The following is a 25608-nucleotide window of genomic DNA, read 5'->3' on the forward strand; positions in this document are numbered from 1 at the left end:
TTTCAGCGCGGTGGTGACAGCCGCGCCAGGCCTGCCGTAGCGGAGCGCGTCAGCGGGGCGGGCAGCGCATCGGGCTGGAACCAGTCCAGCGCCAGTATCGCCTCCGGCTCCAGGTGCATGGCCTGTGCGTCGGCCGGTGCACGCACCAGGTAGACCGGGGCGACCCAGTGCTGGCCCAGCGCAGGCTCGAAATGGTCCACCACGCACAGCAGCCTTTCCACGCTGACCTGCAGGCCGGTCTCTTCCAGCACTTCGCGCACCATTGCGTCTTCGACCTTCTCCATCCAGTCGACCTTGCCGCCGGGAAGGCCCCAGTGGCCCTGTTCGGGTTGACGCCCGCGCTGGACCAGCAGCACCGCGCCGTCGGCGCGCTGGATGACGGCGCCGCAGCCGACGCGGGGTTGCTGCAACGGGATGGACTCAGACATGGAGATCTCCGGAAGTCGCCGCATTATCGCCCCAGCGCGCGCATAAAAAAGGCCCGGCAAGTTGCCGGGCCCCTGCCGCTACGCCGGTACCGCGCGTAGCGAAGCGATCAGACGCCGCTTACCAGCTGAAGCGCGGGCCGACCGACCATTCCTTGTCACCGTGGCGATCCATCTTGATGTCGCCGTTGATGCCCCAGTTCTGGTTCAACTTGACCTGGCCACCCAGGCGCCCATAGAACTGGCCATCCGGATTGATGCCGTGCTTCTTGCTGTAGTCCTCGTAGCCGGCCATTGCATAGACTTCGGCGTGCTGCCCGAACGCGGTACGGATACCGGCTTCAGCGCTGTAACCGTTGAAGTCCAGGCCTTCCTTCGGGTCGAACTTGTTGTAGGCAACGCGGCCCACGAAGTCGGTGCTGGTGGCGATTTCGTGGTTGTAGCCCACGCCGACGCGCCACTGGTCGATCTTGAAGTCGCCGATGTCGGTCTTCTGCTGGTTGAACTCACCGAACGCGTGGAAGTTCGGCAGGAAACCGTACGAACCCTTTACACCCCAACCGTCAGCCTTGCCACCGTCGGCATCGGTCTTGACGTAATCGCCTTCGGCGTAATTGTAGGAAAGGCCTTCAGCAGCAGAAGCGCCGAACGGCAGGGCGGCGGCCAGCGCCAGGGCAATCAGGGAAGTCTTCATGGGGGTACACCTTTTCTTGTTCGTTCGTGCAGTGGCGCAAGCGGCTTCTGCATCGGGAATGTAAATTCTCCGTTATTCGACACAACGCGCCCTGAAGTGCGCCGCTTTCAACACCGTGGATTTTGGGCAACGGTTCAGTCGCGCTCTGGCATACGCGCGCGCTGCATTTTTCAGGTGTTTTGCGCGTGCACGAACATGCATGAACCGCGCGTGGACACCGCGCAGGAAGTTGATTGAAGCAAGGAGAAAAGGGAAATCTGGTCACGACGATACCCTTGCGGGGCGTCGCGCGTTGGGGAAGCCGCTCTTGGGGAGTAGTCGGCGAACGCGCCCATTTTCCGTAGTGCACCGGCTGACGCAGCTGGGGCGTCACACCGCAGGTCTCTTGGGGAGCGTCCTGCCCGGCCACTGAATAGTGGGCTGAATCGGCGCCCATTAACATCAGAATGTTCCCCACTGATGTTAGGGATTTTCTGACCCTGACTGGCAAAAACGGGTCGATTCCGTCGCGCAACCCCTTGATTCTTCGTGATGACACCGCGTGCACACGTGGTCGTCACCGGATCTGACGGATCCAGAGCGCATTGTCGATTTCCCTCACTCCCCCGCGTCGTACCCATTGAAGGTGCCCATTCCGGCGCACCGGTTACCGGAGGCTGCAGATGTCCTATATCGACGGTTTCGTACTGGCCGTACCCACCGCCAACAAAGAGAAGTTCATCAAACACGCCAATGAAGGCGATTCGGTGTTCATCGAATTTGGTGCCACCCGCGTCGTGGAATGCTGGGGCGACGATGTCACCCACGGCAAGCAGACCGACTTCTTCCGCGCCGTGGAAGCCAAGGACGATGAGACCATCGTGTTCTCCTGGATCGAATGGCCGGACAAGGCCACCCGCGATGCCGGCATGGAGAAGATGATGAAAGACCCGCGCATGGACCCGGCCAACAACCCGATGCCGTTCGACGGCAAGCGGATGATCTATGCCGGCTTCGTACCGATCGTGGAATTGAGCGGCAAGAAGTAACAGGCCGCCACGCAGCGACGACGACGCATGCAGCCACCGCCTTGGTCAGCGGGTGTGGCTGCCGTCGTCGTCCGTGCGGTGGCCCATGCCCATGCCTGCGCCACCGCCACCCATTCCTCCCATACCGCCACCACCGCCGCCCCGTCCGCCAGCGCGGTCGTCACCGCCGGCCTTGCCGCGCGCGCCACCCGGCGCAGGCCGGGCGGGCCCCTGGCGCGGAATGGTCACGCTTGGAGGAATGGGTGCCAGGTCGAGGGCTTCGCGGATGAAGTCGCGCAGCGACACCACCAGCTCGGCGGTGGGCACGGCGCGGCCTTCGGCCAGTTCGTTGGCGGCATGCGCAGCCAGGCGAACCTGCTCGTCGGTGCCGAGCAGCACGATGTCGGAGAGGGCCGCTTCCACGGCATCGCGTATGCGGCGGGCGCGGTCGCTGCCGGCGCTGGCCGGGAGGTCCAGGCCTTCGTCACTGCCCGCTTCCAGTTGCCGCAGGTCGCGCAGGTGGCGCGGATCAACGTGCAATGCCCCGGTGAATGACCCACCCAGTGTCTTGTAGGCGGCAATCAGGGTACGCAGCCGCTCGTTGATCTGGCGGTTCTCGCGCTCGCGGCGCTGCTGCAGGGTCTGCATGAAGAGCAGGCGGATACCCACGCCTATGAGCGTAATGACGGCCAACCCGACCAGGGTCGAGAGCATGGCCTGCCAGGAGCTGAAGTCTAGGTTGCGCATTCAACCACCTCTAGCTGCTTTCGCAGCCTTTCGCCTGTCACGCGTCGTCGTGATGCGTCGATTGAGATCGTTCAATACGGCACTGAACTGGGAGTGTCTTCCTCTCGAAAATCCCTCGCGTTTTGATGGGTGTACGGGCGCGACGCTTATCTCCGCCATCTCAGGTGGGTAAAAGTAGGTCACAGCCATTGCCATCAAAGCTTCCAAGCTGAACCTTCTATAGAACTTAGCAAAGCCAAAGAAGAAGAATAACGAGAGTACTGAAGACGCTACTACCACTCGCATCGCCCTGTCTTCGGAACTTGAGACAACCGAAACGATACCAATCCAGAAGAGGAGACAACAGAGGAAACTCATCGCACGATGGAAGCCAAATAGAGCAACATAGTTCTGCATTTTCCCAATGTGGGCGGGTGAATTCTCTAGAGCGTGGTGGTAGACAAAGCGAAAGAAATCGCTATCGCACGGCCCAGCGTACCTGTTGGGGTTGTCCACCTGTCCCTTTTCGATAAGAAGCCGGGTAATTTTCAATCGAATGATCTTTGTCAGCAGATTATCCATAGATTGCGCTAGGCCAGGTCGACCAGCAGAGAAGAAACACATCGCCAGCACACCTAGAGCAACCGGAGCCAGAATGATTAGACAAACGAACTTCACACAGTTCAAAGCGGATAACTTGTCTTCGAAGATTGCTCTTCTTTCATAACTCAGAAGAGACTTGGATGGATAATCCAGGGTCCAGATATAGAGACGCTCAATCGTAAAAGACGACAGTAATGAAATGAGATGTCCCGCAATGTACGAAGACAAGATAAACGGGAGCAGGGCTGATGCCCGCGTGAGGGCGGTTAGCTCGGTAAGGCCCGTATCCAATCCAAGGTAACTGAAGATGTACTCGAACGCGAAGATCGCAATGGCGCCCGGAAATAGATATCCAAGAAAGTCATAAAGAGAAAACGGAGACTGCTTCACGTCCATCGAATCTCACCCCTGAAGTTCAACTGACTCAATCCATCTGCACCTAAGGCTTTCCGCTCGCCTGAACTGACCCTACACAAATTCTTGGGGCCATGAATTTCTCTGCGTTTCGAGCATGCTGGAAAGACTTCCTTGACTGATTTTTTGCAGCGCAATCATCATACTGATGGATGATTGAGACGTGCACGTGAGTTGACCCCGCCATCGAAAGCTCCTACCTCGACTCTTACGGCAAGTGCCAACGAACTACACCAAGGCCTGCATGATCGAAGGCAATGGGCTTGCTTGGTTCAATTCGTAATGATTTGGAGTTCCAACGTGCGGCGAGCGTAAACACCGTCCGACTCCGCCCTGACTTCAAGCAAAAGAGTTTGCGGACGTGCTGCTGGAGGGAGGTAATCGGACAGAGCTACCGTCTTGTCGGTGTTTGGAAAAGCAACGATATCGGCCTCAATGTAGTTAAGCGAATCTTTTGACCTACCTCGCCCATCACTCATCTGCGAAGCGGAGGACAAAGAGTAGACCAAGCGCTCCTTTGTACGATTGCTGATAGCCACCTCGATATGCACGACATCACCAGTTCGAGTTAGCTTCTCGACTTGAACCGTGTCCAGCATCTGGTCTGCGGTCTTTTTTGAAGCTCCATAAGAGACAAACGACGAACCAGCAATCTGCTTGAAGCGAAGCGCGCTACTGACGACAGCCGTCGCCGCCTCTCGCTCATCATCCCCAATCTGCGACCCGAAGACTGGAATGACCTCCTTCTCAATGAAGTTGCCCGCTCCCCACCCGAGCAGGGGCATCACCACAAATATGAGCAGCATCACCGCTACACTGCCTACTGGCGATAGCTGAGCGTCCTGAAGCTTCTCTTTGACCTTCCCCACAACTTCTTTCGACGCCAAGCCTACAACGTGCTCCTTGCGAAACTCCCCGCCCTCAGCGGTCATAACCACCGTGAGGTCTTGTTTCGGTGCAAGGCGATCAATTCTGAGGAAACCATCTGGCCCCACAGCCATATCCGGACGGTCTGCAGCAAGAATGGTGTAGTTGAAGGCAGGGGAAAGTTGGACCCTTACGTCTTCTTCAGGTCGAGAGCCGCCGTTGAATACGGTTAACTCAATTGTTCTCGCGGTTTTTTGGCTGACGAGGTCTGAGTAGTCGAATAGCTTCGGCTGAATGAGAAACAGGCGACGCGCTAGAAATATCCGCTTGGCAGTCCAAGCAAAGAAGATCACCACAAGCCCTGATATCACGCCCGTAACTATCGCCAGCATCCCTTGCCCCTTGATTTATCGTTTCGGGCAAGTTTACTTCACAGGATGTGGACATCAACGGGTCTGGTGCGCCCTGTCACGCCAAGCGTTTTAACTCCGGCTTGGCATTGCTGCCGGCACGCAGGAGACCCACCACTACGCGGCGGTTGCTTCGATCTTCGGATGAAGTACCTAGGTCGCCGCCGATTCGGCAGCTTGTGCCGTTGCAAGCGCACAGCGACACCAGGATTCAGTGTTGAAGGCATTCGGCTCAGCGCTATTCAAGCTGAATGCGCCATTTCACAACTACCGACGTACTAACAAGTCGGACCTGCACGAGTTGAGGCACGATTGAACGTCCCAATCGGTGCAGGTGTAACATCGACTCGGGATTGCTACACGGCGCCGGCCCGAAGGCAGGCGCCGTGCTTGACGCTATTACTTGCGGGCGACGCGCTTGGCCGGGGCCTTGCGGGCCACGGTCTTGGCGGCGCGCTTGGCCGGAGCGGCCTTGCGGGCGACCGACTTGCGGGCCACGGCGGTCTTCTTGCCGACAGCCTTCTTGGTGGCGGCCGACTTGCGGGCTACGGCCTTCTTGGCGGTGGCGACCTTCTTGCCGACGGTCTTCTTGGTAGCAGCCGACTTGCGGGCGACAGCCTTCTTGGCGGTGGCGACCTTCTTGCCGACCGTCTTGCGGGCGGTGGCGGTCTTCTTGCCCACGACCTTCTTGGCGGTGGCCGACTTCTTGGCCACAGCCTTCTTGGCGGTGGCGACCTTCTTGCCGACGACCTTCTTGGCGGCAACGGTCTTCTTGCCAGCGACCTTGCGGGCGGTGGCCGACTTCTTGGCGACAGCCTTCTTCGCGGTCGCGACCTTCTTGCCCACGACCTTCTTGGCAGCGGCAGTCTTCTTGGTCACGGCCTTCTTGGCAGCGGCGGTCTTCTTGGTCACGGCCTTCTTGGCGGTGGCGACCTTCTTGCCGGCAACCTTCTTGGCGGCCTTGGTGGTCTTGGTCACGGCCTTTTCGGCGGCGGCCTTCTTCTTGGCAACCTTCTTGGTCAGCGCGGCCGCTTCGGCCTTGGCGTTGGACTTGGCCGCTTCCAGCTTCTTCTTGGCGCTGGCCAGGGTCTTGCCCACCGACTTGGCGGCCTTGTCAGCCTTCTTGGCGACGGTCTTCTCGGCCTTCTTGACGGCCTTCTTGACCTTGGCAACCTGGGTGGTGGCGGCCTTGCGGGCGCGCTTGGCGGTCTTCTTCACCGAGGCCACCACTTCTTCAGCGGTGTGGGCGATGGTTTCGCCAACGTTCTCGGCCGTCTCTTTTACGCTGTCGACGCCCTGCGACAGGGTCGCGGTCACACCATTTCCGTTGCTCATGTTGCCCTCCTGAGGGGCCTGGTCAGTGATTTCGCTGGCGATGCTATACCGGAGTTGTCCGCGGTGGAACGGTCTTGTCGCAGGTTTTGAGTCGCGGGTGTGGTGGGTAGGTGGGTGGTTGGGAACGTGTGTCGGCAGGCAGTTTTCTGAAAAGTGCTTTAAAACAGCGGTGCGGTTGGTACGAAGATGCGTGGCGGCGGTTTTGTTCGGGTGCGGCGGAGCGGTGGCGCGTGCGGCGTAATTGGTCGTTGTGTGCGATCGGTTTGTTGCCAAATTTTCTGCAAGTGCGCGGGTTTGCAGGTACGTGGACGTGTGGTGGCAGAGCGTTATTCGGTTTGAGGTCCATGCGTTAAAGCGCCGATCGGCGTTATCGGCGGTCGTTTGGGAACCGACCCTACCGGTGGATGGAGGGCTGGTTTCGGCATGCGGTTGCGACCGCGCATCGTCCGCGCGTCGCGTCCGTGCAGACCCGCACCGATGCCTGTAATCCCGCGGCCCCCCCTACCGCTCACCCCAGTTTCAGCCGTGCCGAGACAGACTCATTCAGCTTGAATTACCGTATACCCGTCCCCCGCACCCACCGGACTCCCATGCGACCGCTTCCGACCCTGCTTACGCTCGCACTTGCTGCCGCCTTCGGTGGCTTCGTCGCCTCCGCGATCAATGCCAACCTGGACAACCGTGCCGAGGCGGCGCCGGCGTCGCTGGCGATTCCGGCCACGGCCGCGCTGCCGGCCTCGGTGGCCGGGCAGCCGGTGCCGTCGCTGGCGCCGATGCTGGAACGGGTGATGCCGGCGGTGGTCAGCGTCAACACCAAGCAGGTGGTGCGGGTGCGCAACCCCTACTTCAACGACCCGTTCTTCCGCCGCCTGTTCCCGGAAGTGCCGCAGGAACGGATCAACGAGTCGCTGGGCTCGGGCGTCATCATCGACGCGGCCGAGGGCCTGGTACTGACCAACCACCATGTGATCGACAACGCCGACGACGTGCAGGTGACCCTGTCCGACGGGCGCACGGTCAAGGCCGAGTTCCTGGGTTCGGACCGCGACACCGACGTGGCGCTGATCCGCATTCCGGCCGACAAGCTCACCGCGCTGCCGCTGGGCGACAGCGCGCAGCTGCGCGTGGGCGACTTCGTGGTGGCGATCGGCAACCCGTTCGGCTTCAGCCAGACGGTCACCTCGGGCATCGTCTCGGCGGTCGGCCGCACCGGTATCCGCGGGCTGGGCTACCAGAACTTCATCCAGACCGACGCGTCGATCAACCCGGGTAACTCCGGCGGCGCGCTGGTCAACCTGCAGGGCCAGCTGGTCGGTATCAACACGGCCAGCTTCAATCCGCAGGGCAGCATGGCCGGCAACATCGGGCTGGGCCTGGCCATTCCCACCAACCTGGCGCGCGACGTGGTGGACCAGCTGGTCAAGCACGGCGTGGTGGTGCGCGGCACGCTCGGGATCGAGGCACAGAACCTGACCCAGGCGCTGGCGCAGAACCTGGGCCTGAGCGAAGCGCGCGGCGCGCTGGTCACCCGCGTGCTGGCCGGTTCGGGCGCAGCGGCGGCCGGGATCAAGCCGGGCGATGTGGTGGTGGCGGCCAATGGCCAGCGGATTGACAGCGCGGTGGCGCTGCACAATGTGGAAGGCCTGCAGCCGGTGGGCAGCGCGTTGAGCCTGGACGTGCGCCGCGACGGCAAGCCGCTGCAGGTCAAGGCGACGCTGAAGGAGCAGCCGCGCGCGGTGGCGGGCGAAACCCTCGACCCGCGCCTGGCCGGTGCAACCTTTGTCGACCTGCCCGAAACACTGCGCCAGGCCGGCGACGGCGGCGTAATGGTCAGCGAGGTCAAGCGCGGCAGCCGGGCGGCCAACTCCGGGCTGGCCGCAGGCGACGTGATCATCCAGTCCAGCGTGGGCGAGTTCGCGGACCTGGCCAGCTGGCGCGCCAACTTCCAGAAGCCGCCGCAGCAGCTGGTGCTGCGCATCGTGCGCGGCAACGCACGCGGCGACCTGGTGATGCGCTGAACCGCTCAGCCAGCCTTCGCGTGCGGATCACGCCAGCTGACACCCTCTACACCCGGTCGGTGCTATTACCTTGTGTTCGTTGCCGACGGGTTCATCCGCGGTCACCTTCCCCATCGATTACATAACGGAGAGTCACGATGAGCCCCACCAATACCGAAAACCTCAAGGAACACCTGGGCGAAGCCGGTTCGCACCTGAAGTCGGCCGCCAGCGCCGCCGGCGGTGCGATCAAGGGCGCCACCGGCGCTGCCGGTGATGAGCTGCGTATCGGCCGTGCCAACGTCAAGGCCGAGCTGTCCGACACCGCGCTGTCCGGCCTGGCCGCTGCTGAATTCGGCGGCGCCGCTGCCAAGGAGCAGGTCGACGCGCTGATGGACAAGGGCAAGGACCTGGTCGACAGCGCCGCCGAGCTGATCCGCGAGCGCCCGCTGGCCTCGTTCGGCGTGGCCTTCGCTGCAGGCTGGATCATCGCCAAGCTGGCCCGCAGCGGCGGCGACAAGTAAGTCGGCGTGAGCGATCAAGCACAGTCGACGCCCGACGGTGGAGCAACGCCTCCACCGGAGGGCGATACGGGCGCGCGCGCCGCGCCGCGCCTGGATGAAAGCATCCGCGAGGTCGGCCAGGCCGGCCGCGCCACGGTGGATTCGGCCAAGCACACGCTGCGTTCGCTGCGGCGGCTGGCCTCGTTCGAGTTCGCCCTCGCCCGCAGTGCATTTGGTCGGGCCCTGGCGTGGAGCGGGGTGGCGATTGTGTTCGGCGCCTCGGCCTGGCTGTTGCTGGCCGGCACGCTGATCGCGCTGATGCAGCGCTGGGGCCTGTCCTGGTTCCATTCGCTGCTGATCACTTCGCTGGTCAGCCTGGCCATGACCGGCTATGCGATCTGGCGGGTGTCGTTCTTCTTCCGCCACACCGGCATGCATGCCACCCGGCGGCAGCTGGCGCGGTTGGGCCTGTTCGACGAGCCCACCGATGAGGATGTCGAAGGGCAGCCCGAACCGACGGAGCGTTCGCCATGAAGTTCGAAGCGTTGCGCCACCGGGTCAAACGCGCGGAAAAGGTCGTGTCGGTCCGGGTCGACGAAACCCAGTGCAGCTGGTTCACCCTCAGCCAGGCCTGGCGCGAGGGCTGGACCCCGCTGCGCATCATCAGCGTGGGCCTGGCCGGTGGCTTCCTGGCGGGCAAGCTGGAACCGGGCGGTGCCCGCTTCCATGGCGCACGCTGGCTGCAGATGATCGGGTCGGTCTCCAATCTGCTGGCCAGTGCGCAGGCAGCGGTCGCCTCGATGCAGGCCAGCGACGCGGCCGAGACCGCCGAGCAGGCGGCCGACAAGGTCGACGAGGCCGTGGACCCCACCCCGGTCGCACCGGTGCGGACGCCGCAGCCGACCGTTGCGCCGGTGGCCACGCCGCGCGCGCAGGTCACCGCCACGCAGGAAGCGGCACAGCCGCAGCCGGCGGAAGCGGCGACGGACCTGTCCGAACGTTAGTCATCGTCATCGCCCTGCCAGCGGCAGGGCGCTACCCACACGCCATACCCACCGGCGTACCCAATAATGCGTGACCTACCCAGCGTGCGACCTGCATGAGCGTTCCTGTGACCTCCCCTGCTGCCGACCTCGACGTCGTCGCACCGCCGCCGCACGCACCGCGCCCCCGTGGCCCGATGTCGCTGGTGGTGCTGGCCTTCCTCGCTGTCTGTTTCACCTTGTGGGCCGCGCAGGACATCGTCCTGCCGATCCTGCTGGCGATGTTTTTCGCGCTGGTCGGCAACCCGATCCTGCGCTTCCTGGGCCGCCTGTGGATTCCGCGCTTCCTGGCTGCGGTGCTGGTCATTGGTGTCGGCCTGAGCGGCGCCACCGCGCTGGGCGTGCAGCTTGTGGGCCCGGCCATGGACTGGGCGCAGGAGGCGCCGCAGCAACTGCGCAAGGTGGCGCGCCAGGTACAGAACCTGACCAAGCCGGTGCAGCAGGCCAACCAGGCGGCGGAAAACTTCGCGCGCGTGGCCGGCGGCGAAAGTGCCCGGCGCGTGCAGGTGGTGCGCACCCAGCTGGACGACCCCTATAAGGTGTTGACCCGGGCGCCGCGGCTGGCCGCCTCGGTACTGGCGGTAGTGCTGCTGACCCTGTTCTTCATGATCTACGGGCAGAACCTGCAGAAACACGCCATCGCGCTGTTCCCCAGCCGCCAGCAGCAGCGGTTTACCGCCGACATCCTGCGCTCGATCGAGCGCGAGGTGTCGCGTTATGTGCTGACCATCACCGTGATCAACGCGCTGGTCGGGCTGATTTTCTCCGGCGTACTGCTGCTGCTCGGAATCAGCCTGCAGGAGGCTCTGTTGTGGGGCACCGTGGCGGCGCTGCTGAACTTCGCGCCCTACGTGGGGCCATTGATCGGCGTGACCCTGATGCTGCTGATGGGCTTCGTGGAGTTCAGCGACCCGTTCCAGGCGATGCTGCCGGCGGCCTGCTACCTGGCCCTGCACACCATTGAAGGCCAGGTGGTGACCCCGATCGTGCTGGGCCGGCAGATGGCGATCTCGCCGCTGATCCTGATCCTGGCGCTGATGGTGTTCGGCTGGCTGTGGGGCATGATCGGCCTGCTGCTGTCGGTCCCGCTGCTGGTCTGCATCAAGCTGGTGCTGGCGCGGCTGGAAGGCACCCAGGGCTGGGCCAAGCTGCTGGAGTAACCGGTAGAGCCACGCCCTGCGTGTCTGCCCCCACAGGCGTAGAATGGCCGGGTGAATTTCCCAGTCCTAGCCATCACCCTCGACCTCGACGACACCCTGTGGCCGTTCGCCCCCATCGGCGCCCGCATCGACCAGGTGTTGTACGAGTGGATGCTCCAGCACAGCCCCGCCACCGCCGCGATGTACCCGGTGGCGGCGATGCGCGAACTGCGCGAGCGTTCCTTCCGCGATAACCCGCACCTGCACTACGACCTCAGCGCGCTGCGCCGGTTGACCCTGCAGGAGGCGCTGGAGAACAGCGGGGCCGACCTGGGCCTGCTGGAACCGGCCTACGAGGCGTTCTACGCCGCGCGCAACCAGGTGGAGTGCTACCCGGATGCGATCGAGGCGCTGACCCGCATCGCCGCCCGCGTGCCGGTGGCCGCACTCAGCAATGGCAATGCCGACCTGGCCCGGATCGGGCTGGACCACCACTTCGCCTTCCAGCTGGGCTCGCGCGAACACGGCGCAGCCAAGCCGGCCGCCAGCATCTTCCATGCCGCCTGCGAACGCTTGGGCGTGGCCCCGGCGCACGTGCTGCACGTAGGCGACCACGTGGAAATGGACGTGGTCGGCGCCATGCAGGCTGGCCTGCGCGGCTGCTGGATCAACCGCGTTGAACACACCTGGCACCATCCTTCGCTGCAGCCCGACCTGCAGTTCGACACCCTGACCGGGCTGGCCGACTGGCTCGATGCGAATGCATCGGCGCAGGACGCCCGGCCACGAACGGAGCACGACCCCGCATGACCCAGATCACCGGTTTCACCACCGATTCGGCCAACGCCCTGCCGCTGCACGTGATGGATCGCGAACAGTTCGCGGCATGGCGCGCGCAGCAGGCGCCTGCACTGGTTGCCTGGCTGGACGCGCAGCACTTCAACGGCAGCGGCTGCAGCGTCGTACTGCTGCCGGGCGAGCACGGCCTGGCCGGCGCGATCGTCGGCGTGGGCGACAGCGGCGATGCCTACGCCTACGCGCATGCCCCGTTCGCACTGCCCGAAGGCACGGTGTGGCAGCTGGCCGACGCACTGCCCGCGCCGATCGAAACCCTGCTGCACCTGGGCTGGGGCCTGGGCAGCTACCGCTTCGCACGCTACCGCAAGCCCAACCGCGCCCCGGCGCAGCTGGTGGCCAGCCCCGCTGCCGAAGTGCGCGATGTGATCACCGCCAGCCTGCGCGTGCGCGACTGGGTCAACACGCCCACCGAAGACATGGGCCCGCAGCAGCTGGAAGATGCCGCCCGCGAACTGGCTGCCGCGCATGGCGGGCAGGTCGAGGTGATCACCGGCGACGCACTGCTGGAGCAGAATTTCCCGGCCATCCACGCGGTGGGCCGCGCCTCGCACCGCGCGCCGCGCCTGATCGCACTGCGCTGGGGCCAGGCCGGTCGCCCGCACGTGGCGCTGGTCGGCAAGGGCGTGTGCTTCGACACCGGCGGCCTGGACATCAAGCCGGCCGACGGCATGCGCAACATGAAGAAGGACATGGGCGGCGCCGCGCACGCGCTGGCGCTGGCCGGGCTGATCATGGCGCAGGACCTGCCGGTGCAGCTGACCCTGCTGATTGCCGCGGTGGAAAACGCGATCGGGCCGGACGCGTTCCGCCCGGGCGAAGTGATCGCCACCCGCAAGGGGCTGAGCATCGAGATCGACAACACCGACGCCGAAGGTCGGCTGGTGCTGTGCGACGCGCTGACCTACGCCAGCGAGCAGAAGCCGGAGATCGTGCTGGACTTCGCCACGCTCACCGGCGCGGCGCGTATTGCACTGGGCCCGGACCTGCCGGCGCTGTTCAGCAACAACGACACGCTGGCCCAGCAGTGGCTGCAGGCCGGCGACACCACGCGTGACCCGGTGTGGCGCATGCCGCTGTGGCGCCCGTACCTGCGTTACCTGCACAGCGGCATTGCCGACCTGGCCAATGCCGGTTCGCGCATGGCCGGTTCGGTCACTGCGGCGCTGTACCTGGAGCGCTTCATTGCCGAAGGCCAGGTGTGGGCGCACCTGGATGTGTACGCCTGGAACGATGGCGAACGCCCGGGTCGCCCGGCCGGTGGCGAGGCGCTGGCGTTGCGCTCGGCGTGGGCGATGTTGAAGGGCCGGTATCTGTAAGCGCTGGTCCTGGCATGCCTGAAAAACCGGATCCCCGCCTCGGCGGGGATCTGCCGTTAAAGGTTGTCGAAAATGTGAATATCGGTGTGGCGGGGGTTCTGCCACCATGCGCGTGACCCACCTTGAAGGCAGGCTCATGTCGCTCTTTCGATATACCCGCGCTGGTCGCGAGCCGGATTCGCCGCGCCCGCCGCATTCGCCGCTGTTGTGGATCGGCCTGATCGCGCTGATTGCAGGGGCAGTGGTACTGGCCTTCGCCTGGCTGGCCGGCTGGATCGGGCGCGACCGGGTGACCGCGCAGACCTTCACCGACACCATTGAAGCCACTGGTGCCAAGCATGCCGGGTTCCGCCGCGCGCACAGCAAGGGCGTGTGCGTAAGCGGCACCTTCCAGGGCACGCCGGACGGTGCCGCGCTGAGCTCGGCGCGGGTGTTCCGCCAGCAGCAGGTGCCGGTGCTGGGCCGCCTCTCGATTGGCGGCGGCGACCCGCATGGCGCCGATGCCAGCGCGCGGGTGCGCAGCATGGCGCTGCAACTGGTCACCGACGACGGCCAGGAGTGGCGCACCGCCATGAACAGCTTCCCGTTCTTCGCGGTGCCCACCACCCAGGCGTTCCTCGAACAGACCCGCGCCGGCATTCCCGACCCGGCCACCGGCAAGCCGGACCCGGCCAAGCAGGCGGCCATCGCCGCGAAGTACCCGTCGGCACGTGCGTTCGGCGCGTGGGCGAAGACCGCGCCGTGGTCCACCAGCTGGGCCAACACCGACTACAACGGCGTGAACAGTTTCCGCTTCATTGCGGCTGACGGCACGGAGCAGGCGGTGCGCTGGAGCATGCTGCCGCAGGCAGCGTTCGAGGCGATGAGCCCCGAGCAGCGCGCGCAGGCGAGCGTGGATTACCTGGCCGATGAATTCGCGCAGCGGCTGGCACAGGGACCGGTGCGTTGGGACATGTGGATCACGCTGGCCGAGCCGGGCGATGCGATCAATGACCCCTCCATCCCGTGGCCGGACACCCGCCGCCGGGTCAAGGCCGGCACGCTCAGCCTGACCGCAATGCAGCCGCAGGCCAACGGCGCCTGCAACAACGTGAACTTCGATCCGCTGATCCTGCCGAGCGGGATCGCCGGTACCGATGATCCGATCCTGGCCGCGCGGTCTGCGGTGTACTCGGAATCGTTCAACCGCCGCGAGCGGGAAACCGCCAGCGGTGCGGCACCGGATGCGGGAGCGCGTCGATGAAGACCTCCGACGGGCATTTCAACCTGACCGCGCGCGTGCTGCACTGGCTGATGGCGGTGCTGATCCTGACCATGCTGTTCGTGGGCGTGACCATGGTCGCCTCGCTGCACTGGCGGCCGATGCTGGTGGACCTGCACCGGCCGTTGGGCATCGCGATCCTGCTGCTGGCCGTGGTGCGGCTGGTGAACCGGATTCGTCATCGTCCACCGCCGCTGCCGGCGGATCTGCCGGCGTGGCAGAAATTCGCCGCGCATGCCTCGCATTGGATGCTGTACGGGCTGATGCTGGCGATGCCGCTGGTGGGCTGGGCGATGTTGTCGGCCGGTGGCTACCCGATCCAGATGTGGAAGGGCGTGTTGCTGCCGCCGATCCTGCCGCACGACGTGGCGATGTATGCGGCGCTGCGCGGTGCGCACAGTGTGTTGGCGTATGTGTTGTTCGCCACGGTGGTGCTGCATCTGAGTGCCGCGTTGTTCCACCTGTGGGTGCGCCGCGATGGCGTGTTCCAGGCGATGGCGAAGGGGCCGGAGGGTCGGGGATCGCCGCGGGGGTGATTGCGGCGGGGTGATTTATTGGATTCTGCCGGCGGTGCGTGGGACACGCATGGCGTGTCGCTACGCGGTCGGACGACGTTCGATGACGTCGGGCGCGATCGGTCCGCGTCGAAGGCGTAGTGACACGCCATGCGTGTCCGCCGTCCGTTCCGAGGTGGGAACCCGCCTACAACCAACCCTTCTGCCTTGCCAACCGATACGCCTCGATCCGATTGGCCACCCCCAGCTTGCCGATGCACTCGGACAGATAATTGCGCACGGTGCCGTGCGACAGGCCCAGCTGGGTGGCGATCTCGCTGGCCGAGCGGCCGTCGCCGGACAGGCGCAGCACCTGGCGTTCGCGGTCGTTCAGCGGGTCGGCCTGCGACCACGCGTCCAGCGCCAGTTGCGGGTCGATGGCGCGGCCGCCGTGCTGCACCTGGCGCAATGCGTCGGCCAGCTTCTCGGCCGGCGCGTCCTTCAGCAGATAGCCGCACACGCCGGCATCCAGCGCGCGGCGCAGGAACCCCGAGCGCGCGAAGGTGGTCACGATCACCACCTTGATGGGCAGTTCATGCCGCGAGATGCGCTGCGCCAGCTCCAACCCTGACAATCCCGGCATCTCGATGTCAGTCACCAGAATGTCCGGCTTCAACTGCTGCACCATGCGCCACGCCGCTTCACCGTCGGCCGCAGCGCCCAGCACTTCGATGTCCGGCTCCAACCCGAGCAGCGCGGACAGCGCGCCGCGCACCATGGCCTGGTCTTCCGCGAGGACGATGCGGATCATGGAATCACCGCCACTGGCGCCGCGGCCGGCACCGACCGCGTCGCCGCCGGCAGCGGTACCTGCACCGCCACGGTGGTGCCCTGCCCGCGCACCGAGGTCACCAGCAGGGTGCCGCGCAATGCCGCCACCCGTTCGCGCATGCCGGTCAGGCCATTGCCATCGACCTGCACGCCGCCCTGCCCGTCATCGCGAATCTGCATGGACAGCATGCGCCCGTCCTGCTCGAACGCCACCCAGGCCTGGTGCGCCTGCGCGTGGCGCACGATGTTGGTGGCCGCTTCGCGCAGCACCAGCGCCAGCCCGCGCTCGATCTCCACCGGCATCGGCGGCGGCGGCGGGTAGTCCAGGTGCACGTGCTGGCACTCCAGCAGCAGCCGCGCGGCCGCAAGTTCGGCGGCGAGGTCGCTGGCGCGGATCCCGGTGACCGCGCTGCGCACCTCTGCCAGGGCCTGGCGGGCGATGGCCTCGGCCTCGGTCACTTCGGCGCGGGCGCGCTCCGGGTCGCGGTCGAACAGCTTGCGCGACAGCTCCAGCTTCAAGGTGATCAGCGACAGGGTGTGCCCCAGCAGGTCATGCAGGTCGCGTCCGATGCGTTCGCGCTCGGCGGTGGCGGCCAGCCGGCGCACCTCGTCCTGCGACAGCTGCAGCGCCGCCTCGCGGTCCTTGTTGGTGCTTTCCACGTTGATGATGATGCCGATGATCATCGCCATGGCCGGAATCCACACCACCAGCTGCCACTGGTAGCCCACCCATAGCGCGATGCCCACGAACAGCGCGTTGAGCGCCACCAGCTGGGCCAGGTAGCGCCAGGCGCTGCCGGTGCGGCACACGCGCAAAGTGACGCAGCCGAAGATGAAGTAGCTGATGCCCGACGGGTACCACGGCAGCAGCACCAGCCCCATGGCCACCATCGCCAGCGCAAAACGCGGCGCGTACCGGCGCGGCGCCAGCAGCTGGCGGCCGTACAGCGCCAAAAACACCGGGTAGGTCAGCACGGTCAGCCACACCCACGTGGCGGTAAAGCCGCCGCCGAAGATCGGGGTCAGGAACACCCAGCCGGTCCACAGCAGGTGCACCGCGTCGGACCAGGCCGGTTTGCCGCTGCGCAGGTTGTCGGCCACGGCCGAGTCGGGTGCGGGGCGCAAACGCGAGGAGAGCCAGCTGGGCAGCACGGAAACGTCCTGGGCAAAGGGATCGGGAACGATCATGGCATCCAGCTTCGCGCGTCGCCATCGGCCCGGCCAGTGGCCCCGATCACCCCAAGCAGGTGACAGCTGTCACTGCCCGCCCCCCCGCCCGGCGGGCATTCTGTGCCCCACCCGGCACCCCGCCGGATTGCCCGTGACGGTGGTTGCGGTCACACTCGGCCCGATTCCACGTCCAGACTCACGATGAACGCATCCGCTGAACTGCTCAAGGAACTCCGCATCGACCGCAACAAGGCCTCGGCGCCGCCGCCGTCGGGTACGCCCCGCCGTGGTCTGTGGATCGTGCTGGCCATCGTCGCGCTGCTGGTGCTGGGCGGTATCGCCTGGTTCCTGTTCGGCCGCGAACGGCCGATCGAGGTCAGCACCGTCCCGGTGGTGGCGATCCAGCAGGGCACCGCCAGCAGCTCGGTGCTCGACGCCAGCGGCTACGTGGTCGCCCGGCGCATGGCCACGGTCTCGGCCAAGATCACCGGCAAGGTCCGCGAGGTGATGATCGAAGAAGGCATGCGGGTGGAAGAAGCCCAGGTCATGGCCACCCTGGACCCGATCGACGCCAACGCCCAGCGCAGCCTCTCGGCCTCGCAGCTGGAAGCGGCGCGCAGCCAGCTGGCCGGGTTGAAGGCGCAGGTGGCGCAGGCCGATGCCGAAGCCGGGCGCCTGCAGAAGCTGGTCGGCCAGCAGCTGGTTTCGCGTTCGCAGTACGACCTCGCCATGGCCCAGCGCGACAGCCTGCGGGCCCAGCTCAAGACCGCCGAACGCAACACCCGCGTGGCCGGCGACGCGCTGGCCATCGCCGAGCTCGGGGTGGACAACAACACCGTGCGCGCGCCGTTCTCCGGCGTGGTCACCGCCAAGGCCGCGCAGCCGGGTGAGATCGTCTCGCCGCTGTCGGCCGGTGGCGGTTTCACCCGTACCGGTATCGGCACCATCGTGGACATGGACTCGCTGGAGATCGAAGTCGAAGTGGGCGAGGCCTTCATCGGCCGCGTGCAGCCGAAGATGCCGGTGGAAGCCACCCTCAACGCCTACCCGGAATGGAAGATCCCGGCCGAGGTGATCGCCATCATTCCCACCGCCGACCGCGGCAAGGCCACGGTCAAGGTGCGCATCGCATTGAAGGTGAAAGATCCGCGCATCGTGCCGGAAATGGGCGTACGGGTGAGCTTCCTGGAAGCGGCTGCGCCGGCCCAGGCCGCCGCCCCCAAGGGCGTGCGCGTACCGGCCTCGGCGCTGGTCGAGCGCGACCAGAAGACCGTGGCATTCGTGGTCGGCGACGACAAGCGCGTGCAGCAGGTGCCGGTCACGGTAGGCGTGGCCCTCAACAACGACCGCCAGGTCACTGCCGGCCTCAGCGCCGGCGAGCAGGTGGTCAACAACCCACCCCCGGAACTGCGCGACGGCAGTGCCGTAGTGGAAAAGCAACCGCAGTAAGCAGGGCGGTGCCGCGACCTGGTCGCGAGCCGAGCTAGTGCGATTCCCGTGCCATCCCGGCGCGCGCGTGGGCGGCTGCCCGCAACCTTTTCCTTTTCATCGATTTACGGAGAACCACCCATGTCCACCCTGGTTTCGCTCCGCAACATCACCAAGACCTACCAGCGCGGCCCCGAGAAGGTGCAGGTCCTGCACGGCATCGACCTGGACATCCAGAAGGGCGACTTCGTCGCGCTGATGGGCCCGTCCGGCTCGGGCAAGACCACCCTGCTCAACCTGATCGGCGGGCTGGACACGCCGAGCGGCGGTGAGATCGAGATCGAGGGCGAGCGCATCGACCGCATGTCCGGCGGCCAGCTCTCCACCTGGCGCAGCCACCACGTCGGCTTCGTGTTCCAGTTCTACAACCTGATGCCGATGCTCACCGCGCAGAAGAACGTGGAACTGCCGCTGCTGCTGACCCATCTGGGTGCGGCGCAGCGCAAGCGCAATGCGGAGATCGCCCTGACCCTGGTCGGCCTGGCCGACCGCCGCAGCCACCGCCCCAACGAGCTTTCCGGCGGCCAGCAGCAGCGCGTGGCGATCGCCCGCGCGATCGTGTCCGACCCGACCTTCCTGATCTGCGACGAACCCACCGGCGACCTCGACCGCGCCTCGGCCGAGGAGATCCTGTTGCTGCTGCAGCAGCTCAACCGCGAGCACGGCAAGACCATCATCATGGTCACCCATGACCCCAAGGCCGCCGAGTACGCCACGCATACGGTGCACCTGGACAAGGGCGAGCTGGCCGACGCGCCTGCGGCCCACTGACGGAGGTCACTGCGATGAAGTATTTCTCGCTCATATGGGCGCAGCTGTTCCGCAGCAAGACGCGGACCCTGCTGACCCTGCTTTCGGTGGTGGCCGCGTTCCTGCTGTTCGGCATGCTCGACTCGGTGCGCGTGGCCTTCAGTTCGGGCGGCAGCGTGGAAGGCGCCAACCGCCTGATCGTGGCCTCGCGCCTGTCCATCACCCAGTCGCTGCCGATCCGCCTGGAACCGCAGGTGCGCCAGGTCCCCGGGGTGAAAGACGTGACCTCGGGCATGTGGTTCGGCGGCATCTACCAGGACCCGAAGAACTTCTTCGCCAACTTCTCGGTGGCACCGAACTACTTCGACGTGTACCGCGAACTGCAGCTGCCGCCGGACCAGCTCAAGGCCTTCCAGGACACCCGCACCGGCGCGGTGGTCGGCGAGACCCTGGCCAAGGAGTTCGGCTGGAAGATCGGCGACACCATTCCGCTGCAGGCCACCATCTTCCCGCGCGGTGGCAGCAACGACTGGCCGCTGCAGCTGGTGGGCGTGTTCCGCTCCAAGGACCGCACCCTGGCGGCCAATGAAGAACGCCAGTTGATGATGAACTGGAAGTACTTCGACGAGTCCAACGACTACATCAAGAACCAGGTCAGCTGGTTCACGGTGACCCTGGACAACCCGGACCATGCCTCGCGCGTGGCCCAGGCCATCGATGCGATCTCGGCCAACTCCGACCATGAAACCAAGACCCAGACCGAGTCGGCGTTCCAGCAGGCGTTCGTGAAACAGTTCGCCGATATCGGGCTGATCGTCACCTCGATCATGGGCGCGGTGTTCTTCACCCTGCTGCTGCTCACCGGCAACACCATAGCCCAGGCGGTGCGCGAGCGCGTGCCGGAGCTGGCCACGCTGAAGACGCTGGGCTTCAAGGACAGCACGGTGCTGGTGCTGGTGATGATCGAGGCGGTGTTGTTGATCGGGCTTGGCGGTGCGATCGGCATGGGCCTGGCCGCCACCATCCTGCCGATCCTGTCGCCGAAGACACAGGGCCTGCTGCCGCCGCACGTGCCGACCCAGACCTGGGCCATGGGCGTGGCGCTGATCCTGGTCATCGGCGTGGTGGTGGGCCTGCTGCCGGCGCTGCGCGCCAAGCGGCTGAAGATCGTCGACGCCCTGGCGGGCCGCTGAGGAGAACCGACATGAAGAAGCAATGGTTGGGCAATCTGGTGTCGGTGCTGCTGCTCGCGGTGGCGCTGGTGGTGTGGATCATGCTGCCGTGGCCGCTGGTGCTGGCGGTGGTTGCGGCCGTGGCGCTGTGGCTGCTGCTGACCCGCAGCGGGCGGCTGGCGCTGGTCGCCACGCGCATCGGCGTGGCCAGCCTGCCGCAGCGCTGGGGCGCGTCCTCGGTGGTGGTGGTGGGCATTGCCGGCGTGGTGGGCGTACTGGTGGCGATGCTGGCGATGGGCCAGGGCTTCCAGGCCACGCTCAACAGCACCGGCGATGAGAGTACCGCGATCGTGCTGCGCGGCGGTTCGCAGGCGGAAACCAATTCGGTGATCACCCGCGACCAGGTGCCGCTGCTGTCCACGGTACCGGGCGTGGCCAAGGATGCGCAGGGCAAGCCGATGATCTCGCCGGAGCTCTCGCAGGTGGTGAACCTGGTCTCCAAGGGCGATGGCACCGACGTCAACGCGCAGTTCCGTGGCGTGGGCGAAATGGCCTGGGCGGTGCACGACAAGGTCAAGATCACCGAAGGCCGTCGCTTCAATCCCGGCCTGCGCGAAATCGTGGTCGGCAAGGGCGCGCAGGGCCAGTTCCGTGGTCTGGAGGTGGGCAAGTCGCTGACCCTGGGCAACCAGCAGTGGACGGTGGTCGGGGTGTTCAACTCCGGCGACGCGCACGATTCGGAACTGTGGACCGACGCTGAAACCCTGGCCAACACCTACCAGCGCAGTGCCTGGCAGTCGATCACGGTGCGTACCGATGGCGAAGCGGGCTTCAAGCAGTTCAAGGCCGGCGTTGCCGCCGACCCGCGCCTGAAGCTGGACGTGGAAACCACCAAGGCGTACTACGCCAAACAGGGCGGTGGACTGAACACGCTGATCAAGGTGCTGGGCACGGTGATCGGTGCGATCATGGCAGTAGGTGCAGTATTCGGTGCGCTCAACACCATGTACGCGGCAGTGGCTACCCGTGCGCGTGAGATCGCCACCATGCGTGCCATCGGCTTCCGCGGCTTGCCGGTGGTCACCGCGATCATGCTGGAGACCATGCTGCTGGCGCTGATCGGCGGACTGTTGGGCGGGCTGGTGGCCTGGGCCATCTTCAACGGCTACAGCGTCTCCACCATCGGCAGCAACTTCAGCCAGGTGGTGTTCCAGTTCAAGGTATCACCCGAGCTGCTGTGGAGTGGCTTGAAGTGGGCGCTGGGGATCGGGCTGGTAGGCGGGCTGTTCCCGGCACTGCGCGCGGCGCGGTTGCCGATTACTACGGCGCTGCGGGAAACCTGATGCGCGGTACGACCGTGCCCCCGGAGGGGCACGGTCGGTTGCGTCGCAGTCGCTGCCGCTAGTAGTTCGCTATCCGGCACTGGGGCTTTCCTTGGACGCGACTGCAGGAAAAGACCATGTCCACGTAGCCGGGCAGCTCGCCGATCACCTCCACGCCCGCCCATTTGGCGCGATCCATGAAGTAGGGCCGCAGTTCTCTGTACTCCTTCCGGTACAGGAAGTCGCGCGGAGTGCCGTCTGCATGCAGGAAGTCCTCCGGCGTTTCCTGCATCCGGGCATAGCGGTCGCCCGACTCAAGGTATTCCCACCGACGGGTTTCATGGTCGAAGTAGAACTCGATGAATCCCAGGTAGGAAGTGATGAGATTGAGGCGGGAGATGAGCGGCGTTACTCCACCCCACGGTGACTCGATGCGCAGCACGCGCCCATGCTTGGTGTCCGCATTGAGATAGTCGAAGCGAATTGCGCGCGTGATCATGCGCCGTGCGGTTTCGCGGGCTTCCAGGTGTCGGGGATTGACGCCCGCAACGTGATGACCCCACAGGATCGTACTGCTTTGCGGCTGTTCCAGGGCGACATGGGGCGCACCCGGCGGCTGCAACGATACCGTCCCCCATGGATCAACGAATTCGTCCCGCCTCTCGTCGTACACCCTCATCATCTGGTTGTACTGCGTGCGTATCCATGGCTCCGGCACGAAATGGGTCGCCACGCGTTGGCCATTGACCTCCGTCACATCGAAGCCCTGGATGTTGGTCCAACTTGCGCCATTGTAAATGTAGTGCTGTCCGACCCCAAGTGACTCGGCACGCTCATACATCTCGTCCGCCGTGCACATGTAACAGGGCCGAGCGAGAGGATCCTCCACCGATGCCACTGCCGGATACGGCAACGCGGCCAATAGCAACCACCACACCTTCTTCATCATCTTCTCCCTGAGTGCCCGCACACGCGGGTACAGGCAGTTCAGCAGCGGGAGGAAGAGGTGCCTATCGGAATGGGGCGAAACGCGACGCTTTGGATGCATCATCCGGAATGATGCAAGCGGACGAACGACTCCAAACACCGTGCACAATGCGTCAACGCGTATGGCTCGGCTGATGCCTCGTTCTGGAACGTGCGTCAAACCGGCGCTGTGACGGGCTTCAATGGAATCGGGCAACACCGCTCACTTTTGTCTGAAATTTCCGAATCTCCATTGCGACCCACTGCTTCGACCGCTACTTTCCCGCCCTCGAAACGGGCACGCAGCGCAGACGGAATGCGACAGCGGCCCACCTCAGGAGGGTATGGATGTCGGGAAGAACGTTTGTCAGCGCGGTTATGCCATGGGCGCGCACTCTCCCCGAAGGACTGTTCATAGCTGCGCTCTACGCCGCGGCGTGCTGGGCGGCAAGGCAGGTTTCACTGGATCAGTTTTTCCTTCCAGCGGGCATCCGGATAGCGGCATTACTGATGCTGCCTGTCCGGGGTTGGCCATATCTTCTGCTTGGCGACTACGCGTATCTTGGCCTGATCCGCCTCCCGATGCTCGACAGGTACGGTCCAGAGTGGGTGTTCATCGCATCGGCATATCAGCTCCCCGTTGCCGCTCTCATCGTGTACTGGAGTCGCCGCCTTATCGAAGCGAGGAGCGATACCTGGCTACTCTTCATCGCAGGCATGGCTGCCCTGCTGATAGGAATCGGCAACCTCTCGCTGGCCCACCTTCTATGGCCATCGCCACCATCGGGTGGATTCCTTGCTCTTTCTGCGCGCTATGTTCTTGGCCACTACATTGCCATCATGACAGTCGCGCCACTCGCTCTGTTATGGAAAAGACGTCGCGATATTGACTGGCCGTCATGGAGCAGGCCGCCTGTCGTCTACGCGACACTCTTGCTGCTGGCGTGTTGCGCAGGATTGACACTGATCCCCCAGGAGACAGCAGCGGAGAGGACGACGATGCAGCTACTCATGGCCCCGCCAGTCGTCGCACTAACCTGCCTTCAAGGCTGGTGGGGAGCTGCCATTGCAATGCCGGTGATGAGCATGGTCATACGTATCAACACGAATGTCAGCGGGCTTCCGGAATCATTCGATCCCCACTCTTTCAACGCGCAGCTGATCATCGCAATATCCTGCAGCGCCCTGCTTTCTCTTGGATCCAGAATCACCCACTACTGTCGCAAGTACAGCCATCACTCGAACGCAAGAAAGCAAGCCATTGCCAACGCCCGCTCTTCCGACGCCACGCACGAGCGACGGTTGCGCATGCGCGCTCTCAATCTCAGGAAGATTGGTGATGGTCTGGATTCGTCGCTCAGCATGACCGTCGAGTGGCTCAGGATTCACGGACATCCTGAAATGGCCTCGGAACTCCTCGATGCAGCGGCTGTGCATTCTCAGAGGTTCCGGGAGGAGACGGCCATGATCTACCCCACGATTGTCGAGCATGTTGGCCTCTATCTCGCACTGCAGGCTGGCGGGGTCTTCGATGCTCTGGACAGGAATGACCGCCTCGCTGAACCGCATCTCGCAGGCGATCCCTGTCGCCTCAGCCTGGACCTTCAACTGACCGCATACCGCGCAGTGACCGAGGCAGTGTCCATTCTTCTTGAGAATGAGCGGGGCCAGCTGAAGATTCGAGCACGGAGTGGCTGGTTCGGCCCTGTCCGAGGCCTGATGGTCACCGTTGGCTCGACTGATCCACGTCACCAGCTTTCACGAACCACTGCCACCATGGCGACTGGGCGACTCAGCGGACGCACACAGGTTTATGGCGGCACAGTTCATTGCCATCGCAATCGAATTCGATTGTGCTTCGTCGAGTCATCCGACTGCTAGCGAGTTGCCGGCACGTTCTCTACCCACCAAACAGGCACGCCGCCTGCGCCGCTTACCAGCAGCCGGAAGTGATCCGCTCGGTAGACTTCAGTGGCACCCACCACCGGTGCCGTCACGGAGTCACTCGATGGAAGGTTGATCAGGGTGTCAGCCGGACCCGCAGGCAACAGCCAGAACTGGTTTCCTGAGTTTCCGACTATGAACACGAGTTCGCCTGCCGCGTCGCTCACTTGGAGGTAGGCGACGGTGTCTCGTTCGAATGCATGGACTCGCCACCTTGAGTCACCGCTCAGATCGGTGGCGAAGGGCTGTGGTTGTCCAATCCCAGTTTCGGCATATTTGATGACGTTCGCATCCCCTGGGCAACACAGAGCCCACGCAGGCAGCGGTGAACCGAGCATCAGGATGAAAGGACAGATGTAACGGGTGGAAAGAAACATCACCGTGGACCTCCGGACTGTTCGTCATACGATGCGCGCGATGCTATTTGCCCCCAGGCGCCAGCACGATGAAGAAAGTCGGAATCTCGCGCAGCCACGCAGGACGTGGCTCTACCGGGTGTCTGCCCAGCTTGCTAGGGCTGCTCGGAGGCGTTTTCCACCCACCAGTTTGCAGCGCTTCCCCAACCACTCACAAGCAGCCTGAAATCAGGATGCCGGTACACCTCGCGTGCGTGCGCCGGCGCGGATGGGCGATGGTCCGAGGGCAAGGCGATGCTGGTATCGGTCGGGCCCGCGGGCAGGACCCAGTAGTGCGCTCCCGATCTTCCGATGATGAACTGCACCGCTCCTGCCTTTTCACTGACCTGCAGGTATCCAACTCCATCACGTTCGAACGTATGAACGGCCCACTGCCGATCAAGACTGACATCTGTCTCGGAAGGTTGGGCCTGCCCTATTCCACTACTCGCAGACATGGGGTCTTTTATGTCGCCCG

General features: G+C 64.7%; 25 protein-coding genes. 15 read left to right on the forward strand and 10 right to left on the reverse strand.

The genetic code is table 11. The features are described 5' to 3' along the window. Positions 1-2: 2 nt before the first annotated feature. Both C2U58_RS17465 and C2U58_RS17470 read right to left on the reverse strand, forming a co-directional pair. Positions 3-428: an NUDIX domain-containing protein gene (locus C2U58_RS17465; protein WP_102947014.1), complete on the reverse strand. Its 426-nt coding sequence runs from the start codon at positions 426-428 to the stop codon at positions 3-5. A gap of 118 nt (positions 429-546) precedes the next feature. After that, entirely contained in the window at positions 547-1119 is a 573-nt protein-coding gene (locus tag C2U58_RS17470; RefSeq protein ID WP_102947015.1) for an Ax21 family protein, read from the reverse strand. A 662-nt stretch (positions 1120-1781) separates the two neighbouring features. On the opposite strand from C2U58_RS17470, the gene C2U58_RS17475 reads away from it, so the two are divergent. Next, positions 1782-2147, forward strand: coding sequence for a DUF1428 domain-containing protein (locus C2U58_RS17475; protein ID WP_102947016.1), 366 nt, complete (start codon positions 1782-1784; stop codon positions 2145-2147). A gap of 45 nt (positions 2148-2192) precedes the next feature. On the opposite strand, the gene C2U58_RS17480 is transcribed toward C2U58_RS17475, so the two are convergent. The 4 genes from C2U58_RS17480 to C2U58_RS17495 form a co-directional block, all read right to left on the reverse strand. Then, entirely contained in the window at positions 2193-2873 is a 681-nt protein-coding gene (locus C2U58_RS17480) for a hypothetical protein (protein ID WP_102947017.1), read from the reverse strand. Then, positions 2874-3851, reverse strand: a complete 978-nt coding sequence (locus C2U58_RS17485; protein ID WP_102947018.1) for a hypothetical protein — start codon at positions 3849-3851, stop codon at positions 2874-2876. It lies immediately after the preceding gene. Between the two features lie 290 nt (positions 3852-4141). Continuing rightward, entirely contained in the window at positions 4142-5128 is a 987-nt protein-coding gene (locus C2U58_RS17490; protein WP_102947019.1) for a hypothetical protein, read from the reverse strand. A 417-nt stretch (positions 5129-5545) separates the two neighbouring features. After that, positions 5546-6481, reverse strand: a complete 936-nt coding sequence (locus C2U58_RS17495) for a histone (protein ID WP_102947020.1) — start codon at positions 6479-6481, stop codon at positions 5546-5548. A gap of 590 nt (positions 6482-7071) precedes the next feature. On the opposite strand from C2U58_RS17495, the gene C2U58_RS17500 reads away from it, so the two are divergent. The 9 genes from C2U58_RS17500 to C2U58_RS17540 all read left to right on the forward strand — a co-directional run bounded on the left by C2U58_RS17500 (position 7072) and on the right by C2U58_RS17540 (position 15134). Further along, positions 7072-8499 carry a Do family serine endopeptidase gene (locus tag C2U58_RS17500; RefSeq protein ID WP_102947021.1) on the forward strand — a complete coding sequence of 476 codons (1428 nt, stop codon included), beginning with the start codon at positions 7072-7074 and terminating at the stop codon, positions 8497-8499. A 137-nt stretch (positions 8500-8636) separates the two neighbouring features. Then, a complete protein-coding gene (locus C2U58_RS17505; protein WP_070208571.1) occupies positions 8637-9002 on the forward strand; it encodes a hypothetical protein in 366 nt (121 codons plus the stop codon). A 6-nt stretch (positions 9003-9008) separates the two neighbouring features. Further along, entirely contained in the window at positions 9009-9515 is a 507-nt protein-coding gene (locus tag C2U58_RS17510) for a hypothetical protein (protein WP_102947022.1), read from the forward strand. Then, a complete protein-coding gene (locus C2U58_RS17515) occupies positions 9512-9985 on the forward strand; it encodes a protein sip-5 (RefSeq protein ID WP_102947023.1) in 474 nt (157 codons plus the stop codon). The genes C2U58_RS17510 and C2U58_RS17515 overlap by 4 nt, the downstream gene beginning before the upstream one ends. Before the next feature lie 95 nt (positions 9986-10080). Then, the gene (locus C2U58_RS17520) at positions 10081-11184 is read left to right on the forward strand and encodes an AI-2E family transporter (RefSeq protein ID WP_102947024.1); all 1104 of its coding nucleotides are present in this window, start codon (positions 10081-10083) and stop codon (positions 11182-11184) included. 51 nt (positions 11185-11235) lie between these two features. After that, positions 11236-11973, forward strand: a complete 738-nt coding sequence (locus tag C2U58_RS17525; protein ID WP_102947025.1) for an HAD family hydrolase — start codon at positions 11236-11238, stop codon at positions 11971-11973. Further along, positions 11970-13337 (forward strand): leucyl aminopeptidase family protein, encoded by a 1368-nt coding sequence (locus C2U58_RS17530; RefSeq protein WP_102947026.1) that lies wholly within the window; start codon positions 11970-11972, stop codon positions 13335-13337. The genes C2U58_RS17525 and C2U58_RS17530 overlap by 4 nt, the downstream gene beginning before the upstream one ends. A 136-nt stretch (positions 13338-13473) precedes the next feature. After that, positions 13474-14580: a catalase family peroxidase gene (locus C2U58_RS17535; RefSeq protein WP_102947027.1), complete on the forward strand. Its 1107-nt coding sequence runs from the start codon at positions 13474-13476 to the stop codon at positions 14578-14580. Then, complete coding sequence (locus C2U58_RS17540) at positions 14577-15134, forward strand: cytochrome b (protein WP_102947028.1); 558 nt, start codon at positions 14577-14579, stop codon at positions 15132-15134. The genes C2U58_RS17535 and C2U58_RS17540 overlap by 4 nt, the downstream gene beginning before the upstream one ends. Positions 15135-15300: 166 nt before the next feature. Here C2U58_RS17540 and C2U58_RS17545 read toward each other — a convergent pair whose 3' ends face one another. Continuing rightward, positions 15301-15903 (reverse strand): response regulator transcription factor, encoded by a 603-nt coding sequence (locus tag C2U58_RS17545; RefSeq protein WP_102947029.1) that lies wholly within the window; start codon positions 15901-15903, stop codon positions 15301-15303. Further along, positions 15900-17111, reverse strand: coding sequence for a sensor histidine kinase (locus tag C2U58_RS17550; protein ID WP_102947030.1), 1212 nt, complete (start codon positions 17109-17111; stop codon positions 15900-15902). The genes C2U58_RS17545 and C2U58_RS17550 overlap by 4 nt, the downstream gene beginning before the upstream one ends. Before the next feature lie 183 nt (positions 17112-17294). Here C2U58_RS17550 and C2U58_RS17555 point away from each other — a divergent pair, with 183 nt between their 5' ends. The 4 genes from C2U58_RS17555 to C2U58_RS17570 all read left to right on the forward strand — a co-directional run bounded on the left by C2U58_RS17555 (position 17295) and on the right by C2U58_RS17570 (position 21846). Further along, entirely contained in the window at positions 17295-18542 is a 1248-nt protein-coding gene (locus tag C2U58_RS17555) for an efflux RND transporter periplasmic adaptor subunit (RefSeq protein ID WP_102947031.1), read from the forward strand. A gap of 120 nt (positions 18543-18662) precedes the next feature. After that, positions 18663-19352 carry an ABC transporter ATP-binding protein gene (locus tag C2U58_RS17560; protein ID WP_070208560.1) on the forward strand — a complete coding sequence of 230 codons (690 nt, stop codon included), beginning with the start codon at positions 18663-18665 and terminating at the stop codon, positions 19350-19352. 14 nt (positions 19353-19366) lie between these two features. Next, positions 19367-20524: an ABC transporter permease gene (locus C2U58_RS17565; protein WP_102947032.1), complete on the forward strand. Its 1158-nt coding sequence runs from the start codon at positions 19367-19369 to the stop codon at positions 20522-20524. 11 nt (positions 20525-20535) lie between these two features. Further along, positions 20536-21846 carry an ABC transporter permease gene (locus C2U58_RS17570; RefSeq protein ID WP_102947033.1) on the forward strand — a complete coding sequence of 437 codons (1311 nt, stop codon included), beginning with the start codon at positions 20536-20538 and terminating at the stop codon, positions 21844-21846. A 58-nt stretch (positions 21847-21904) separates the two neighbouring features. On the opposite strand, the gene C2U58_RS17575 is transcribed toward C2U58_RS17570, so the two are convergent. Next, complete coding sequence (locus tag C2U58_RS17575) at positions 21905-22771, reverse strand: hypothetical protein (protein WP_146033494.1); 867 nt, start codon at positions 22769-22771, stop codon at positions 21905-21907. Between the two features lie 368 nt (positions 22772-23139). Between C2U58_RS17575 and C2U58_RS17580 the strand changes: the two genes are divergently transcribed. After that, positions 23140-24672, forward strand: a complete 1533-nt coding sequence (locus tag C2U58_RS17580) for an MASE1 domain-containing protein (RefSeq protein WP_102947035.1) — start codon at positions 23140-23142, stop codon at positions 24670-24672. Here C2U58_RS17580 and C2U58_RS19915 read toward each other — a convergent pair. Continuing rightward, entirely contained in the window at positions 24669-25112 is a 444-nt protein-coding gene (locus C2U58_RS19915) for a hypothetical protein (RefSeq protein WP_146033495.1), read from the reverse strand. The two genes, C2U58_RS17580 and C2U58_RS19915, sit on opposite strands and share 4 nt — an antisense overlap. Positions 25113-25608 lie beyond the last annotated feature (496 nt).

The sequence above is a fragment of the Stenotrophomonas sp. VV52 genome (assembly GCF_002893095.1).
Classification (GTDB): domain Bacteria; phylum Pseudomonadota; class Gammaproteobacteria; order Xanthomonadales; family Xanthomonadaceae; genus Stenotrophomonas; species Stenotrophomonas aracearum.

Bases quoted from the DNA above. Each gene is read 5' to 3' on its own strand.
- C2U58_RS17465 (WP_102947014.1), bottom strand. From the start codon at position 428: ATGTCTGAGTCCATCCCGTTGCAGCAACCCCGCGTCGGCTGCGGCGCC.
- C2U58_RS17470 (WP_102947015.1), bottom strand. From the start codon at position 1,119: ATGAAGACTTCCCTGATTGCCCTGGCGCTGGCCGCCGCCCTGCCGTTC.
- C2U58_RS17475 (WP_102947016.1), top strand. From the start codon at position 1,782: ATGTCCTATATCGACGGTTTCGTACTGGCCGTACCCACCGCCAACAAA.
- C2U58_RS17480 (WP_102947017.1), bottom strand. From the start codon at position 2,873: ATGCGCAACCTAGACTTCAGCTCCTGGCAGGCCATGCTCTCGACCCTG.
- C2U58_RS17485 (WP_102947018.1), bottom strand. From the start codon at position 3,851: ATGGACGTGAAGCAGTCTCCGTTTTCTCTTTATGACTTTCTTGGATAT.
- C2U58_RS17490 (WP_102947019.1), bottom strand. From the start codon at position 5,128: ATGCTGGCGATAGTTACGGGCGTGATATCAGGGCTTGTGGTGATCTTC.
- C2U58_RS17495 (WP_102947020.1), bottom strand. From the start codon at position 6,481: ATGAGCAACGGAAATGGTGTGACCGCGACCCTGTCGCAGGGCGTCGAC.
- C2U58_RS17500 (WP_102947021.1), top strand. From the start codon at position 7,072: ATGCGACCGCTTCCGACCCTGCTTACGCTCGCACTTGCTGCCGCCTTC.
- C2U58_RS17505 (WP_070208571.1), top strand. From the start codon at position 8,637: ATGAGCCCCACCAATACCGAAAACCTCAAGGAACACCTGGGCGAAGCC.
- C2U58_RS17515 (WP_102947023.1), top strand. From the start codon at position 9,512: ATGAAGTTCGAAGCGTTGCGCCACCGGGTCAAACGCGCGGAAAAGGTC.
- C2U58_RS17520 (WP_102947024.1), top strand. From the start codon at position 10,081: ATGAGCGTTCCTGTGACCTCCCCTGCTGCCGACCTCGACGTCGTCGCA.
- C2U58_RS17530 (WP_102947026.1), top strand. From the start codon at position 11,970: ATGACCCAGATCACCGGTTTCACCACCGATTCGGCCAACGCCCTGCCG.
- C2U58_RS17535 (WP_102947027.1), top strand. From the start codon at position 13,474: ATGTCGCTCTTTCGATATACCCGCGCTGGTCGCGAGCCGGATTCGCCG.
- C2U58_RS17540 (WP_102947028.1), top strand. From the start codon at position 14,577: ATGAAGACCTCCGACGGGCATTTCAACCTGACCGCGCGCGTGCTGCAC.
- C2U58_RS17545 (WP_102947029.1), bottom strand. From the start codon at position 15,903: ATGATCCGCATCGTCCTCGCGGAAGACCAGGCCATGGTGCGCGGCGCG.
- C2U58_RS17550 (WP_102947030.1), bottom strand. From the start codon at position 17,111: ATGATCGTTCCCGATCCCTTTGCCCAGGACGTTTCCGTGCTGCCCAGC.
- C2U58_RS17555 (WP_102947031.1), top strand. From the start codon at position 17,295: ATGAACGCATCCGCTGAACTGCTCAAGGAACTCCGCATCGACCGCAAC.
- C2U58_RS17560 (WP_070208560.1), top strand. From the start codon at position 18,663: ATGTCCACCCTGGTTTCGCTCCGCAACATCACCAAGACCTACCAGCGC.
- C2U58_RS17565 (WP_102947032.1), top strand. From the start codon at position 19,367: ATGAAGTATTTCTCGCTCATATGGGCGCAGCTGTTCCGCAGCAAGACG.
- C2U58_RS17570 (WP_102947033.1), top strand. From the start codon at position 20,536: ATGAAGAAGCAATGGTTGGGCAATCTGGTGTCGGTGCTGCTGCTCGCG.
- C2U58_RS17575 (WP_146033494.1), bottom strand. From the start codon at position 22,771: ATGAAGAAGGTGTGGTGGTTGCTATTGGCCGCGTTGCCGTATCCGGCA.
- C2U58_RS17580 (WP_102947035.1), top strand. From the start codon at position 23,140: ATGTCGGGAAGAACGTTTGTCAGCGCGGTTATGCCATGGGCGCGCACT.
- C2U58_RS19915 (WP_146033495.1), bottom strand. From the start codon at position 25,112: ATGTTTCTTTCCACCCGTTACATCTGTCCTTTCATCCTGATGCTCGGT.